Annotated in this window: 13 protein-coding genes; 2 read left to right on the top strand and 11 right to left on the bottom strand. The window is 66.8% G+C overall.

The features are described from left to right. Positions 1–4: 4 nt before the first annotated feature. The gene (locus ACN4F8_RS10695; RefSeq protein WP_419473579.1) at positions 5–2,983 is read right to left on the bottom strand and encodes a molybdopterin-dependent oxidoreductase; all 2,979 of its coding nucleotides are present in this window, start codon (positions 2,981–2,983) and stop codon (positions 5–7) included. Beyond that, positions 2,980–4,695: an NADH-ubiquinone oxidoreductase-F iron-sulfur binding region domain-containing protein gene (locus ACN4F8_RS10690; RefSeq protein WP_419473578.1), complete on the bottom strand. Its 1,716-nt coding sequence runs from the start codon at positions 4,693–4,695 to the stop codon at positions 2,980–2,982. Before ACN4F8_RS10690 ends, ACN4F8_RS10695 begins: the two co-directional genes overlap by 4 nt. A 67-nt stretch (positions 4,696–4,762) precedes the next feature. Between ACN4F8_RS10690 and ACN4F8_RS10685 the strand changes: the two genes are divergently transcribed. Further along, positions 4,763–5,836, top strand: coding sequence for a substrate-binding domain-containing protein (locus ACN4F8_RS10685; RefSeq protein ID WP_419473577.1), 1,074 nt, complete (start codon positions 4,763–4,765; stop codon positions 5,834–5,836). 78 nt (positions 5,837–5,914) lie between these two features. Here ACN4F8_RS10685 and ACN4F8_RS10680 read toward each other — a convergent pair whose 3' ends face one another. Genes ACN4F8_RS10680 through ACN4F8_RS10670 form a run of 3 tightly spaced genes read right to left on the bottom strand, consistent with a single transcriptional unit; the run spans position 5,915 to position 7,348 of the window. Further along, entirely contained in the window at positions 5,915–6,595 is a 681-nt protein-coding gene (locus ACN4F8_RS10680; RefSeq protein ID WP_419473576.1) for a 2-hydroxychromene-2-carboxylate isomerase, read from the bottom strand. Beyond that, positions 6,592–6,831: a DUF1289 domain-containing protein gene (locus ACN4F8_RS10675; protein WP_419473575.1), complete on the bottom strand. Its 240-nt coding sequence runs from the start codon at positions 6,829–6,831 to the stop codon at positions 6,592–6,594. The genes ACN4F8_RS10680 and ACN4F8_RS10675 overlap by 4 nt, the downstream gene beginning before the upstream one ends. A 13-nt stretch (positions 6,832–6,844) precedes the next feature. After that, entirely contained in the window at positions 6,845–7,348 is a 504-nt protein-coding gene (locus tag ACN4F8_RS10670; protein ID WP_419473574.1) for a YbaK/EbsC family protein, read from the bottom strand. Between ACN4F8_RS10670 and ACN4F8_RS10665 the strand changes: the two genes are divergently transcribed. Continuing rightward, positions 7,347–9,365 carry a hypothetical protein gene (locus tag ACN4F8_RS10665; protein ID WP_419473573.1) on the top strand — a complete coding sequence of 673 codons (2,019 nt, stop codon included), beginning with the start codon at positions 7,347–7,349 and terminating at the stop codon, positions 9,363–9,365. The genes ACN4F8_RS10670 and ACN4F8_RS10665 overlap by 2 nt on opposite strands. 33 nt (positions 9,366–9,398) lie before the next feature. Here ACN4F8_RS10665 and rhtB read toward each other — a convergent pair whose 3' ends face one another. Genes rhtB through ACN4F8_RS10635 form a run of 6 tightly spaced genes read right to left on the bottom strand, consistent with a single transcriptional unit; the run spans position 9,399 to position 15,606 of the window. Beyond that, positions 9,399–10,040, bottom strand: coding sequence for a homoserine/homoserine lactone efflux protein (gene rhtB, locus ACN4F8_RS10660; RefSeq protein ID WP_419473572.1), 642 nt, complete (start codon positions 10,038–10,040; stop codon positions 9,399–9,401). 14 nt (positions 10,041–10,054) lie between these two features. Beyond that, the gene (locus ACN4F8_RS10655; protein WP_419473571.1) at positions 10,055–10,963 is read right to left on the bottom strand and encodes a hydroxymethylglutaryl-CoA lyase; all 909 of its coding nucleotides are present in this window, start codon (positions 10,961–10,963) and stop codon (positions 10,055–10,057) included. Positions 10,964–10,975: 12 nt separating this feature from the next. Beyond that, complete coding sequence (locus tag ACN4F8_RS10650) at positions 10,976–11,896, bottom strand: 2-hydroxyacid dehydrogenase (RefSeq protein WP_419473570.1); 921 nt, start codon at positions 11,894–11,896, stop codon at positions 10,976–10,978. A gap of 44 nt (positions 11,897–11,940) precedes the next feature. Beyond that, positions 11,941–13,995: an acetyl/propionyl/methylcrotonyl-CoA carboxylase subunit alpha gene (locus ACN4F8_RS10645; protein WP_419473569.1), complete on the bottom strand. Its 2,055-nt coding sequence runs from the start codon at positions 13,993–13,995 to the stop codon at positions 11,941–11,943. A 29-nt stretch (positions 13,996–14,024) separates the two neighbouring features. Then, a complete protein-coding gene (locus ACN4F8_RS10640) occupies positions 14,025–14,654 on the bottom strand; it encodes a DUF3226 domain-containing protein (protein WP_419473568.1) in 630 nt (209 codons plus the stop codon). Between the two features lies 1 nt (position 14,655). After that, positions 14,656–15,606, bottom strand: a complete 951-nt coding sequence (locus tag ACN4F8_RS10635; protein WP_419473567.1) for an AAA family ATPase — start codon at positions 15,604–15,606, stop codon at positions 14,656–14,658. Positions 15,607–15,621: the final 15 nt, after the last annotated feature.

Genomic DNA, 15,621 nt, shown 5'->3' with positions numbered 1-15,621 from the left:
CAGATCAAACCGGCGTCGGTTCGCTCGCAGGCACGGCGGGCCGCACGTCCACCGCACAGTACTTCAGTTCGGCGATCTTGCCCACCGGGTCCAGCGCCGGGTTGGTGAGCAGGTTGGCCGCGGCTTCCGCGTAGGCAAACGGGATGAAGGCGGTGTCCAGCGGCATCGCGTCGTCCAGCCGCACGGGCAGCGCCACGGCGCCGCGGCGCGAACGCACCTGAGCCACAGCACCCGCCTGCAGCCCCAGCCGCTGCGCGGTGGTGGTGTGCAGGCTCACCACCGGGCCGGGCTCCAGCGCGTCGAGCACACCGCTGCGCCGCGTCATGCTGCCGGTGTGCCAGTGCTCCAGCTGGCGCCCGGTGATGAGCACCATGGGGAACGACGCATCGGGCACCTCGGCTGGCGGCGTGACGTTGGCTCCCACCAGCGTGGCGCGCCCGCTCATCGTGGGAAACCCGTCGGTGAACACCACCGGGTGGCCGGGATCGTCTTCGCTGCTCACCGGGTAGGTCACCGCGCCTTCGCGCTGCAACCGCGCCCATGACAGGCCGGCGATGCTGGGCATCATGGCGCGCATCTCTTCAAACACGGCACCGATGCCGCTGGCCGCATCCGGCGTCGCCGTGCCGTCGGCGGCCACGCCGTAAGTCCAGCCCAGCCCAAGCCGGCGGGCCAGCTGTTCGGTGATCCACGCGTCGGCCATGGCCTCACCCGGCGCGCGCACGGCCTGGCGGCCGAGCTGCACGCAGCGGTCGGTGTTGGTCACGCTGCCGGTCTTTTCGGGCCAGGCGGTGGCGGGCAGCACCACGTCGGCCAGGCTCGCGGTCTCGGTCAGAAAGATGTCCTGCACCACCAGGTGGTCCAGCCCGGCGAGCGCTTCGCGCGCGTGGGTGGCGTCGGGGTCGCTCATGGCCGGGTTCTCGCCCTGGATCAGCATGGCGCGGATCTCGCGGCGGTGGGCCGCGTCGATGATCTCCACCACGGTGAGACCCGCCTCGCTGCCCAGCGTGCCGGGAGCCAGGTTCCACAGGCGCTCGGCCTTCGCGCGGGTGTGCGGGTCGCTCACCTTCTGGTAGTCGGGCAGCACCATGGGGATCAGCCCGGCGTCGCTCGCCCCCTGCACGTTGTTTTGCCCGCGCAGCGGGTGCAGCCCGGTGCCGGGGCGGCCGATCTGGCCGGTGATGAGCGAGAGCGCGATCAGGCAGCGCGCGTTGTCGGTGCCGTGCGTGTGCTGGCTGATGCCCATGCCCCACAAGATCATGGCGTTCTTCGCCGTGGCGTAGGCGCGCGCCACCTCGCGCAGCGTGGCCGCGTCAATGCCGCAGACCGGCGCCATGGCCTCGGGCGAAAAGTCGGTCAGGTGTTGTTTCAGCTGCGCGAAGTCGAGCGTGTGGGCTTCGATGTAGGCCGGGTCGGTGAGGCCTTCGAACACGATGGTGTGCAAGAGCGCATTGAGCAGGGCCACGTCGGTGCCCGGCTGGAAGCCCAGGTGTTTCCAGCTGTGGCGCGCGAGTTCGGTGCGGCGCGGATCGGCCAGCACGAGCTTCATGCCGTTGTTCTTCACCGCGTTCTTGATCCAGGTCGCGCCCACCGGGTGGTTCTGCGCCGGGTTGGCGCCGATCAACAACACGAAGTCGGCGTGCTGCACGTCGCGCAGCGGGTTGGTGACCACGGCCGAACCCAGGCCTTCCATGAGCGCGGCCACACTCGATGCGTGGCACAGGCGCGTGCAGTGGTCCACGTTGTGCGTGCCGAACGCGGTGCGGATCAGCTTCTGGAACAGGTAGGCCTCTTCGTTCGTGCCCTTGGCCGAACCGAAGCCGGCCACCGGGCCCTGGCGCCCGCGCGCGGTGGTGCTGGCCATCACCAGCTTGAAGCCGTTGGCGGCCACGTCCAGCGCTTCGTCCCAGCTGGCTTCGCGGAAGAGTTCGCGCCAGTTGCGGCGCATCACCGACTCCGGGTCTTTCGGCGCATCGGCGCGGCGGATCAGCGGGCGCGTGAGCCGCTCGGGGCTGTGGGCGTAGTCGAAACCGAAGCGGCCCTTGACGCACAGGCGGCCTTCGTTGGCCGGGCCATTGATGCCCTCGACGTGTTCGATCTTGTCGTCCGTCACGTGGTAGGTGAGTTGGCAGCCCACACCGCAGAACGGGCAAACCGAATCCACCTGCTTGTCCGAAACCTTGGCGTACGCGCCGTTGGCCGGCGCAATCGCGCCCGTGGGGCAGGCCTGCACACATTCCCCGCAGGCCACGCAGGTGCTCGCACCCATGGGGTCGTTCTGGTCGAACACGATCTGCGCGTGGCCACCCCGAAACGCCAGACCCAGCACGTCGTTGCCCTGCGTCTCGCGGCAGGCGCGGATGCAGCGCGTGCACTGGATGCAGGCGTCGAGGTTGACGGTCATGGCGGGGTGCGAGGTGTCCATGCCCCACCGTTCGGGCTGAGCGGATACCCGTTCGCCCTGAGCCGATACCCGTTCGCCCTGAGCTTGTCGAAGGGCCTCCATGGGTGGTACACGCTGGGCTTCGACAGGCTCAGCCCGAACGGTAGAGGGGAACTCAGGGCGAACGGGATAGTGGGTGCGCAAGGGAAAACGCCCTGTTTGCGCACCCGCAACTTGCGCCCAGTGCGCCAGCTCGCTGTCGTGTTTGAGCGCAGCCGTGTCGGGTGCGTCCGACAGCAACAACTCCAGCACCATCTTCTGCGCAGCGGCCGCGCGCGGGCTGTCGGTGGTGACCACCATGCCGGGCGTGGGAGAGCGGCAGCACGACGGCGCGAGCACGCGCTCGCCCTCGATCTCCACCACACAAGCGCGGCAATTGCCGGGGCTGCGCAGGCCGTCCTTGTGGCACAGGTGGGGCACTTCAACGCCGGCGCGCTGTGCGGCTTTCAGCAGGGTCTCGCCCGGTGCGGCTTCCACCGCGCGGCCGTTGAGGGTGAATGCGATCGGGGCCGCGTGCCGCGGCAGGTCGTTCGTCTTCATGCGCCCACCTCGTGAGGAAAGAACCGCAGCACGCTGTCCACCGGGTTCGGCGCGGCCTGGCCCAGGCCGCAGATGCTGGCGTCACGCATCACCTGCGAGAGCTGGGCCAGCAGGGCTGCGTCCCACACCGGCGCCTGAATCAGTTCCACCGCCTTGGTGGTGCCGGCGCGGCAGGGCGTGCACTGGCCACACGATTCGTGTTCGAAGAAGCGCATGAGGTTGAGCGCCGCGTCGCGTGCTTTGTCGTGCTGGCCCAGCACCACCACCGCCATGGAGCCGACAAAAGCACCGTGTTCGGCGAGCGTGTCGAAGTCCAGCGGCACATCGGCCAGCGCCGCCGGCAGGATGCCGCCCGATGCGCCACCGGGAAGGTAGGCGTACAGCGTGTGACCCTCGGCCATGCCGCCGGCGTGTTCGTCAATGAGTTCGCGCAGCGTGATGCCGGCGGGCGCGAGATACACACCCGGCTGCTTCACGCGGCCCGACACCGAGAAACGCCGCAAGCCGTTGCGCCCGGCGCGGCCGTGTGTGGTCAGCCACGCGCCGCCGTGCGCCAGGATCTCCGGCAACCACCACAGGGTTTCGGGGTTGTGCGCCAGCGTGGGCCGGCCGAACACGCCGTGCAGCGCGACGATGGGCGGCTTCAGACGCGGCAGTCCGCGCTTGCCCTCCACCGATTCGATGAGCGCAGACTCTTCGCCGCAGATGTAGGCACCCGCGCCGCGCCGCAGTTCGATGACGGGCGGCGTGTAGCCGGGGTATTGCGTGGTCAGCGATTGCAGACGCACGTGCAAGGTGTCGAGCTCCCGCTGCAGCAGCACACGCGCGTCGTGGTACTCGTCGCGAAGGTACAGCCACACGTGGTCGATGCCGACCACCTGCGCGGCGATCAGCAGGCCTTCGAGCACCTGCGGTGCACCGGCCTGCGCGCTGGTGAGCACATGGCCGTCCTTGAAGGTGCCGACCTCACCCTCGTCGATGTTCACCACCATGTGACGCGGGCCGGGCTGTGCGCGCACCGTTTCCCACTTGCGCCAGGCCGGAAAACCCGCGCCACCCAGGCCACGCAGGTTGGAGGCCTTGAGTTCGACCAGCACCTGCTCGGCGCCGAGTTCGCCCGAGAGCAGGCGTTGCAACTGCGTGAGTTCAGACGCCTCGGGCACCGGCAGGTCGCGCGGGCCGGTGTCGTCGCTGGCCAGCAAGGCCTGCACCGCATCCACCGTGGCGTGCGGCAACTGGCGCTGCCCCACACAAGCGGCCGGCGCGCGGTGGCATTGGCCGATGCAGGGTGCGGTCTGCACGCGAACGGATGTGTCGTGCGCCAGGGCGGCTTGCAGATCGCTCATCAAGGTCGCGCTGCCGGCCATGGTGCAAGAGAGGCTGTCGCACACGCGCACCACGGTGGCGGGCACGGCCGCGTCGTCGTCCACGATCTCGAAGTGGTGGTAGAAGCTCGCGACCTCGAACACCTCGACTTGGCTGAGCTTGAGGTGTTCGGCCAGTGCGGCCAGGTGGCCGTGGCGCAAGGCGCCCTCGCCGTCTTGCAGGCGGTGCAGGTGTTCGATCAACAGGTCGGCGCGCGGCGCCAGGCCGGCGCACAAAACCGCTACGCGCTCGCGCGCCTGCGGCGAGGTCTGGCGACCCTTGGGGGTGTGGCGCGGCGGGCCGCGGCGCACGGCTTCCACGGGGCGGATGGGGATCACGGTGGTCATCGGCGCAGCCTAGCACCGCCACCGGGTTTTAATATGTTCTTCTTTGCATAAACCCGGACGCTCCGCCATGCTGCGCATCACCCTGCAACCCCAATGGCACATCAGCCAGGACGACGGCCCCGCGCTGGACGCCAACACCTTGCTGCAGCTGCTCGCCGCCGTGCAGGCCTCGGGCAGCATCTCACAGGCGGGCCGCGAACTGGGGCTCTCGTACCGCCACGCCTGGGGCCTGCTGCAGCAGGCCGAAGCACTGTTTGGCCAGCCGCTGCTGGTGCGCGGACGGGGGCGTGGGTCGGCGCTCACCGAGCTGGGCGACAAACTCATCTGGGCCGACGCGCGCATCGGCGCGCGCCTGCAGCCGCTGCTGGAATCGCTGGCCTCGGAGCTCGAAGGTGAACTCGGGCGCGTGCAACGCAAGCAGCGCGCGGTGCCACGCCTGCACGCCAGCCACGGGTTTGCCGTGGCCGCGTTGCGCGAACAACTGGCCGCGCGCCAGGTGCCGGTGGAACTGCGTTACCGCAACAGCCTGGAAGCCGTGGCCGCGCTCGCGCAGGGCGACTGCGAACTGGCAGGTTTTCATGTGCCCCTGGGCGAATTTCAGGCCGCCGCCGCGCAGCGCTATCTGCAATGGCTCAAACGCGACCAGCACCAGTTGGTGCACCTGGCGGTGCGCACGCAGGGCCTGTTTTGCGCGCCGGGCAACCCAAAGGGCATTCAAGGCCTCGCCGACCTCACCCGGCGCGAGCTGCGCTTCGTCAACCGGCCCGAGGGCTCGGGCACCCGCGTGCTGACCGACCTGCTGCTGCAGCGCCACGGCATCGATGCGCGAGCCGTGACCGGCTTTGACAACACCGAGCTGACCCACGCCGGTGTGGCCGCCTATGTGGCCAGCGGCATGGCCGATGTGGGCATCGGCGTGCAAACCGCCGCACACCGCTTCGGCCTGCATTTCATCCCGCTGCTGAAAGAGCGTTACTTCTTCGCCCTGCCGCCCGACGCCATGGAACGCGCGGAACTGCGCCCCGTGCTCACCGTGCTGCGTTCACCGGCGTTTCGCTCGCGCGTGGCGGCATTGCAAGGCTACGAGGCTGCGAGCACCGGGCAGGTGATGGCGGTGAGCGAAACCTTTCAGGTAACTTGAAGCCCCACGCTCCGCCGCTGCACGGGTCGCCGCCCCCGGGGGGTTGCGCCAGCCTTGGGAGCGGCCCGGCGGCTGGCCCTAACGTCGCCGCACGCCCACCGGGCGGTCGGCCGCAGCCGCCCACTGGGTCTCGAACCAGGCATCGCCATCGAGGTAAGCGCGCAGCATGGGCAGGGCATCCAACCCCCAGAACACGCGGCCTTCAACCACCATGGCCGGCACACCAAACAGGCCCAGCGCGAGCGCCTCGTCGGTGTTGGCGCGCAGGCGCTGTTTCACCACCTCACCCTCGGGCGGGCTCCAGGGCCTGCCGCGTTGGGCCATGTGGTCTTGCAGACGGGCTTGCAGCCCGGCCAGGCGCGCCGGGTCGGTGGCGTCCAGACCGCCGTGCCACACGTGGTGGAACAGCTGTTCGGTGACAAAGCGGTTGGTGTCGCCCGGCGCGTCATCGGTGGCGCAGGCCAGGCCCAGGCGCAGCAGGGGCAGCGGGTTGAACGGGTGGGCTGCGGGCAGATCGAGCCGCACACCGTGCTGGTGCGCGAGCCAGCTCACCTGGCGGTAGGTCCAGTCGCGCTTGGCGGGAATTTCGGCCGGGCCGAGTTGGCCATGCGCCTTGAGCAGCGCGCCAAACAGCACCGGCTTGTAGCGCACGGCCACGCTGTGGCCCATGAGCGCTTCGGGCAACCGCTCGAACGCCAGATGCGCGTAGGGCGAGATCGGGTCGTAATGAAAGCCGATCTCGCGCAAGGTGGTGGTCATGGTGCGGCCACCGGCACCTGCCGGGCTTCGATCAGTTGCCACACCACGAGCTTGTCGGCATCGGCCATGCGGCTCCACTGCGAGATTTCGGGAATCGTGCGAAAGCAGCCCTTGCAGGCAAATCGTGCTTCGTCCATCTCGCAGACCGAGATGCAGGGCGAAGGCACGCCGGGCGCGATGCCGGCCTTGGCGCGGGCGGCCTGGAGCGTGACGGGAGGGCGGGTGGGCAATGGCATGGGAACTGGTGTTTCAGACCACGGTGACGTCGTGCACAGGCGCGCCGGTCAAGGTCTGGAGTTGTTGGGGCGTGATGGGAAACACGGCGTGCGGATGGCCCGCAGCGGCCCACACCGTTTCAAAGCGGAACAGCTGCGCGTCGATCAGGGTGACCACGGGGGTCGCGTGCGCCAATGGAGACACACCACCGATGGAAAAGCCGGTGGCACTCTTGACGAAGTCGGCATCGGCACGGCCCAGCTTGCCGCCCTCGGCGCAGACGATGGCCTGCACCTTCTTCTCGTCCACACGCAGGTCGCCCGAGGTGACGACCAGCACCGCGACCTCATCGGTCTTGCGGCGGAAAACGATGCTCTTGGCGATCTGGCCCAGCGCCACACCCAGCGCATCGGCGGCTTGTTGCGCGGTGCGCGCGGCGTCTTCGAGCATGCGGGGGGTGTGCGGGTGGCCGAGCGCACGCAAGTGATCGGTCACGCGTTGAACGGCCGGGGTGGTGGAGGTGGAAACATCGCTCATGACCCCGATGGTATCGACCCTCGAAGGAGGCTGCTCTCATAGGCTCGCGAAGCGATGGTTGACGCATGGGCAGGCGGACAAACTGCCCCATCCGCCAACCCCCCAAAGGAACCCCATGTACGGTCAACTGGACTACAAACCCGAACACGTCGAAGCCCCCTGGACCGTCAGCTATTTCCTGTGCCGGGATCTTGCATTGCCGGACTTGACCCCGGCTCAAGGGGCCGCACGAGGCCAGACGCTCAAGCAGATCCGCCATGAAGTCTCCGACCTCACGGCTGCCCAACTCAACGACCTGAGCGCGATCGCCCGGGGCTTGCCCGTCGATACGGTCGACCTGCTGTCCGATCTGTACATTGCGCTGGCCCACCTGCGACTGCCCGACGCGCAGCGCAAGGCGCGCGAGGCCCGCATCGCCACGACGCTGGACGCCCATTTCAACGGCACCCCGACATTGCCCAGCATGATCGAGGGCCTTCGGCAAATCCGACTCCTGGCGCCACTGGCACCCGATGCCTTCCTGGAGATCATGGTCCGCAGCCAGGCCGCCCGGCTGCAGATGGTGTCCATGGTGCATCCGGCCTGGGAGGCCCGATGCCAGGACTTCGTGAACCAGCTCGATGCGCTGACCCACACACTGGGCATTGAGTCGAGAACAGCAGAGGACGTTCTGCTGACCAGCGCCGGTTTCACGCGCGCATGGGCCGACCGGCAGGGGTTTCTCGAACTGCTGGCGCAGGCCGCCCAACACCGCCTCGCGGTCGCCGTGCAATGCACCCAGCAGGCCCTGCTCAGCGCCGGGCTGCTGGTGGCATCCGACGGGGATATTCTGGTGAACGTATTGCAGGATTGCGTGGCGGCGGGATTGGACGGGTCGATGAAGACGGCCATTGAAGATGTCGTGACCAACCAGCTGGCGATGGGCCGCGCGGCCGACCTGGCCCGCGCCCAGGCGGTCATCGAGGCCACCGTCGACGCCACGCGCGCGGGAGTCCCCCTGGGCACCAAGGTGCAGCAGCAGAACCAGGCTGCCATCACGGCGGCCAGTCAGGTCTGGCTGCAACAGCTTCTTCGCATGACACCCCTGCGACTGCGCGTCTACAACAAGCTGGCACGGACACCGGCCCCAGCCAGGAGCGAAGACCCATCCAGTCCACCCGATCTTGATCCGGTCAACACGTGGTCCGTGAACCGCTTGTTGCGGTGGATCGAGGGTCCCATCAGCGAAGGGGCTCCGAAGCAACTGGACCGCAAGGCCATTGTGGCCAAGGAGAAAGCGACTCGCCAGGAAGCTCGGGTCAAAACGAAGATGCCGGACAAGCTCGCACGCGCCGACCTGGACCTGACCGAGGCGGACGTCGACCTCGCGGTGCAGAACGCGTTGAGCACCACCGCCGCGTTCTTCATCGGGGACATCGAGGACATGCTGTTCCGGGTGAAGGCACTGGACAACACCTCCACCGCCTCGCAAGCCTGCTCGAACCTGCTGCCCCCGCTCCAAAGTCTGAAGGACGACCCCCAATACGACGATCAGAAAGCCCGCGCCCTCCTGCACCAGGCGGAGGTGGCGATCGGTTTGTTGCGCAAGGACATCCGTGTCCTGGAGATCGATGCACGCACCCGCCAACGCTTTGCCCTGCAACTGCAAATGGCCCTGTCAGGGGAGGCCATGGTGGAAGGCAAGCGCCACGGCGGCGTGATCAACTGTCCGCTGCATCACACCGACTGGCCCTGGGTGGCCGAACAATACAACCGGCGCTGGCTGCCCTGGCACGGCCGGATCACGATCGACGGTGTGCCCCAGTCCCTGCAACCCGACCAGGCACTGGGGCTGTACGTCACAGGCAAGAGCCTCAGTGGCTACGAATTTGACGTGTCGGTGCACCTGTGGCAGCGCAAGCCTGGTCGGCACGGCACACCAGGCACCACGGTGACGCCTTACGCCCCCATGAATGCGGAAGACTGGATCGACACCTGGATACCATGCACCGTGCTGCACGTGCCGTCCGCTGGCTGAACGCGCCCTGGACGCTTGCGGAACCGGGGTGACTCAGGCCGCGCGCTTGACCAGCAAGAGGCTCGCCCCCATGCCCATGAGCACGCCGCCAAACACCCGGTTCTGCGCGCGCCGGGCTTTGGCGGTGGCCAGCCAGCGCTGGGCGCGCGAAGCCAGAAACGCGTAACCGTGCATGACCACGAGATCGACGGCGATGGTGGTCACCAGCAACACCAGCAGCTGCAACCACAGCACCCGCTGCGGGTCGATGAACTGCGGCAGCACCGCGACCATGAAGACGATGCCCTTGGGGTTGGTCACGTTGGTGAAGAAGCCGGTGACGAAACGCTCGCGCGCTGCCGGCACACGGGCCTGCATGGGCGCGGCACCGCCTGTGGCCACCGTGGCGCTCACCGGCGAGCGCCACTGCTTCAGGCCCAGCCAGATCAGGTAGCCCGCTCCGGCGAACTTGACCACCGTGAAGGCGGTGGCCGAGGCCAGCAGCAGTGCGCCCACGCCCACCCCCGCCACCAGCAGGATCACCGCCAGCCCGAGCTGCAAGCCCGCGATGGTGGCGCTGGTTTTCTGCACACCGTAGGCCAGGCCGTGCGTCATCGACAACACCGCGCCCGACCCGGGCGACAAGGCAATGGCCCACGAGGCCAGGAAATACGCCAGCCAGACTTGCAGTTCCATGTTCGTTGGCCCCTTCAGCCCGCCCGCTTGGCCAACAGGGCACGCGCCACGCGCGAGCCGCTGGGGCGGCCGAGTTGTTCGCTGATGTAGGCCCCGGCATCGACCAGTGCATCCAGGTCGATGCCGGTCGCTATCCCCATGCCGTGCAACAGGTAGACCACGTCTTCGGTCGCCACGTTGCCGGTGGCGCCCTTGGCGTACGGGCAACCGCCCAGGCCGGACACGGATGACTGGAAGTTCCACACACCCAGCTCCAGCGCGGCCAGCGTGTTCGACAGCGCCTGGCCGTAGGTGTCGTGGAAGTGGCCGGAAATGTCGTCGATGCCGTAGTGCTGCAAGGTGGCTTCCAGCGCGGCCTGCACCTTGCGTGGTGTGCCCACGCCGATGGTGTCGGCCACGTCCACGCGCTGCACGCCGATGCCCTTCATGAGCCCGGCGAGATACGCCACACGCTCGGGCGCGATGTCCCCTTCGTACGGGCAACCCACGGTGCAGCTCATGGCACCACGCACCGCGATGCCGGCCGCGCGCGCGGCTTCGACCACCGGCGCAAAACGCTCGATGCTCTCGGCGATCGAACAGTTGATGTTCTTCTGGCTGAAGGCTTCGCTGGCCGCGCCGAACACCACGATCTCGTCGGGCCTGTCCTGCAACGCAGCATCGAACCCCTTGAGGTTGGGCGTGAGCACCGAGTAACGCACACCGCTCTGGCGCGACAGGCCAGCCATCACCTCGTGGTTGTCCGCCATCTGCGGCACCCACTTGGGACTCACGTAACTCGTGACCTCGATCTCCTTCAAGCCGGCGGCCTGCAAGCGGTGCACCAGCTCGATCTTGGCCGCGGCGGGCACCGGCTGCTTTTCGTTCTGCAGGCCGTCGCGCGGGCCGACGTCGATGAGCCTGACTCGGGTGGGGATGGTCATGGGAAATCGCTTTCAGTAGCCGCGGTCGCGGTGCACCACACCCGCAATCGGCTCACCGCGCGACAACGCGACGATCTTGCCGGCGATCTGCGCAATGCTTTCGTCTCGCAGGGTGCGCGCCGAGGTGTGCGGGGTCACGGTGACCTTGGGGTGTTGCCAGAAGGGGTGCTCGGCGGGCAGGGGTTCGGTGCGGAACACATCGAGCGTGGCGCCAGCCAGATGGCCGTTGTCGAGCAGCTGGATCAGATCGTCTTCAACCAGGTGAGCGCCGCGCGCCACGTTGATCACATAACCCCCGGGCTGCAGACGCGCCAGTGTCTTGCGGTTGAGGATGTCTTGCGTGTCGGGCGTGAGCGGCAGCAGGTTGACCAGCACGCGGCACGACGAGAGGAAGGTGTCGAAACGGTCGGTGCCTGCATGGCACACCACGCCTTCGATGGCCTTGGGCGTGCGGCTCCAGCCGTGCACCGGGAATTCAAAAACGCTCAGCGCACGCGCCACGCGCTCGCCCAGCACGCCCATACCCATCACGCCCACCGGCCAGTCGGCGCGGCTGCGCGGCTTGCGGTAGGACCATTGCCCGGCCGCGATGTCGGCTTCGTAACCGTCGAACTCGCGGAAGTGGCGGATCACGGCGTGGCACACGTACTCGGCCATCTGCACCGACATGCCGGCGTCGTCCAGCCGCACCACCTGGGCTTGCGGCGGCAGGCGCAGCTTCATGATGGCGTCGACACCGGCGCCGATGTTGAACATGGCCTTGAGGCCGGGTTGTTCGTCCAGAAAGGCTTGCGGCGGCGACCACACGATGGCGTAGTCGGCCTGCGGATCGCCGGCTTTCCAGGTGCTGACTTGGGCATCGGGCAGCAGGGCGCGAAAGCCCTCTTCCCAGGGGGCGGCTTTGGTTTGGGCAACGCAGATGGTGATGTTCATGCGGCGAGCTTAAAAGAAGCAGCCTGCGCGCGCTGTCGCACGCATCACGCGGTGGTGAGCTTGAGCAGCTCGGCGCCTTCGTTCACTTGGTCGCCGGGTGCGTACAGCAGCTCGGCCACGGTGCCGTCGGCGGGTGCGGCGATGGTGTGCTCCATCTTCATGGCTTCCATCACGGCCAGCGCCTGGCCTTTCTTGATCACGTCGCCCGCCTTCACCGCGAACGAGAGCACCTTGCCCGGCATGGGTGCGGTGAGCCGCCCACCGTCGGCAGCGGCCACGCCGGCGTGGGCAAGCGCGTCGATCTCGGTGATCTGCGTGGCGCCGAGCGCGCAGAAGATGTGCACGATCTCGCCCTGCTGCCAGGTCTGCACGGTCTGCCGCTGGCCCTGGAAGCGCAGGTCCATGCGGGCACCACCCTCGGTGAGCAAGGTGTCGAACTGCAGCACGCCGCTGACCTCGCCGAAGGCCAGTTGCAAGGCGCCGTCGTGCAGGTAGGTGAGGTGCGCGAGCAGCGGCTCGCCCAGGTATTCAAAGTCGAAGCGGCGCACGGTGAGGCCGTGCGGACGCCAGCCGTCGCGGCGGGCGAAGGGGTCTGTGGATTCCTGCGCGCGCTCGGCCACCAGCGTCTGCGCCACGGCCGAAGCCACCGCCATCGCAAGACCCACCTTGTCCTGGTGGAACAGCACCGCGGCCTCACGTGGGATCAGCGCGGTGTCCAGGTTGGCCTGCGCGAACGAGGCGCTGTTCACCACATGGCGCAGGAACTGCACGTTGGTCGAGAGGCCGACGATGCGCGTTTCGGCCAGGGCCGCGTCCATGCGCGCCAGCGCTTCTTCGCGCGTGGCGCCATGCACGATGAGTTTGGCGACCATGGAGTCGTAGAACGGGCTGATGGAGTCGCCTTCGCGCACGCCGGCATCGACCCGCACCGGCTGGCCCGCGCGGCGCGAGCCCTCACCCCCGCCCTCTCCCAGAGGGAGAGGGGGCAAGAATTCCACGCAGTCGGGCAAGCGGTAGACCGCCAGCGTGCCGGTGGCGGGCAGAAAGTTGTTGTCCGGCGTTTCGGCGCAGATGCGCGCCTCGATGGCGTGGCCGTGGATGCGCAGCTCGTCCTGCTTCAGCGGCAGCGGCTCGCCGCTGGCCACGCGCAGCTGCCACTCCACCAGGTCCAGCCCGGTGATGGCTTCGGTCACCGGATGCTCCACCTGCAGGCGCGTGTTCATCTCCATGAAGAAGAAACGCATGCCGCCCTCGGGCGGTTGTTCGACGATGAACTCCACCGTGCCGGCGCCCACGTAGTTCACCGCCTTGGCCGCGGCCACCGCCGCCAACCCCATCTGCTGGCGGAACTCGGGCGTCATGCCCGGCGCGGGCGCTTCTTCCAGCACCTTCTGGTGGCGGCGTTGCACCGAGCAGTCGCGCTCGAACAGGTACACGCAGTTGCCGTGTGTGTCGCCGAACACCTGAATCTCGATGTGGCGCGGGCGCTGCACGTATTTTTCGATCAGCACCGCGTCGCTGCCGAAGCTGTTGCGCGCTTCCCGCTGGCAGCTCGACAGCGCGTCCGCAAAGTCTTCGGCCTTGTCCACCGCTCGCATGCCCTTGCCGCCGCCGCCCGCGCTGGCCTTGATGAGCACCGGGTAACCGATGCGGTTGGCCTCGTGTTGCAGCATGGCCGGGTCCTGGTCGGCCTCGTGGTAACCGGGCACCAGCGGCACACCGGCTTTTTCCATCAGCTGCTTCGACTCGGCCTTCAGCCCCATGGCCAGGATGGCGGAGGCCGGCGGACCGATGAAGGCGATGCCGGCGTTGGCGCAGGCATTCGCAAACGCATCGTTCTCGCTGAGGAAACCGTAGCCGGGGTGGATGGCCTGCGCACCGGTGGCCTTGGCGGCTTCGATGATGCGCTCCCACTGCAGGTAGCTGTCCTTGGGCGCGCTACCGCCGATGTGCACGGCCTCGTCACAAGCCGCCACGTGCTTGGCGCTGGCATCGGCGTCGGAATACACGGCCACGGTGCGCACGCCCAGGCGGCGGGCGGTGGCGGCCACACGGCAGGCGATCTCGCCTCGGTTGGCGATCAGGATTTTGGTGAACATGTTGTCTCCTCGCCCGAGGGTGGGCGATGTTATTTCAAAGGGGTGTTCAGCACCTGATCGAGCAATTTCTCAAAGTGCTCGATGAAGGCAGGGACGCGGCCTCGCACATCGGCGTTGTTCGCCAGCGCAAAGCCCAGACGCGAATAGAACGCGCCTTGACCAGCAAGCCAGACGTGGCTCCAGGCCTTGTCTTTTTGCGCTGTGGTTCTGTGCTCCGCGTTTTCCGCTGTACACAACTCCCAAGCGTTGGCACACGCAACAGCTGGCGTTTGCACATCAGCATGTCTGCGCACAAGCGTTTCCAAGGCGCCTGCCGAATCGCTGTCTGGAAGCACGTGCACTGAAAGACCAAAGCCATGCGCTTGGGCAACGCTGCTCAATCCATCCAGCAAGGCTTTGTCAGCCGCGCTTTTTTCCTCGGCATCCAGCACAACGCCAACCAGTTTCACAGCCGATCCGCCGGACTGAAAGCGCAAGTCATCCAAAACTGTTTTCAGCTTCGTCCGTCCCTCGGCATTGATCAACTCGACAGCTTCCTCCGTCAGTTTGCGGCGTTGCCGAATCCAATTCAGAACGTCGTATTCGTCAGACCCTTCGCAAACGATCACGCGCGGGGATTGAAGCGGTCGATCAGCAATTTTTGGAGATTGGGAGGCCATTTCAGCGGACCTCCCGTTCGTCAGCCATGAGGCGCAGCATGCGGGCCCCGTCGATGCAGACAGCCTTCACCTCGTCTTCATCGCGTTCCAACCGGATCACCTGAAACATGTCTGGCGTGTCTTCAAACACCTCGCACGCTGCCCGAAGGCCGTCCCAACTGTGTGTGGTGATCAATGACTGGACATCGCGCTCTTGCGCCACCGTCTTGATGCCCTGGAAGAGCGTCGGCAATGCGCTGTAGTGGATACCGTTTTCGACTTCGTCGATGAGCGCAATTTGGGCGTCCGACACCAACATCTCGGAAAAGAGATACACGAGGCGACTGAAACCGTGCCCCATCTGCGTAAGAGGCAAAGCCTGATCAACGCCTTCAAGCTCGGCATAAACGCGCTGCTCACCATCTGGAGCAATTGCATCCAAGCTGATCAGCCGTGGCTCGACTTTTCGCAGAAGCTCTGTAAGTTCGCGCTTTTTGCGCGTCAAGATAACCTTGCCAAATAGCATCACGAGATGCATCTGAGGTGGCAGAAACAATGGGATAGCAACGCAGCGTGGAGTCGGGTCTTGGCGCGCACTTTCATTTGAATATCTGTGGCTCACACCGAACGGCCCACTGAACGCCCCGAGCCCATAAAAATCCTTTGATTTGGCGCTCACTGAACTGGGGTCGAAGGGGGTCCGCCTGGTGAGCACAAACTCTCTAGCTGAATACTTGGCATACAAAGTCAGGTCAGGATTCGCCATCACCGAGGCTGAAAAATGGTGCGCGTCAGTGCCCTCGTTTTGACGGAACGCAGTCGCCTCAAAACCTCCAAGGCATATCTGAACGGCCTCCAACACGGATGTCTTGCCGACGTTCTGCCCACCAATGATCAAGTTGACCTTGCGGAACGGGCTGATCAAGGTGTTTTTGAACCCCTTGAAGTTCTGGATCAGGACCGACTCAAGCATGTGTTTTCTCCGAAT

The sequence above is a fragment of the Hydrogenophaga sp. genome, assembly GCF_048549895.1.
Taxonomy (GTDB): Bacteria; Pseudomonadota; Gammaproteobacteria; order Burkholderiales; family Burkholderiaceae_C; genus Hydrogenophaga.
This window is presented reverse-complemented; position numbering and strand designations above follow the sequence as displayed.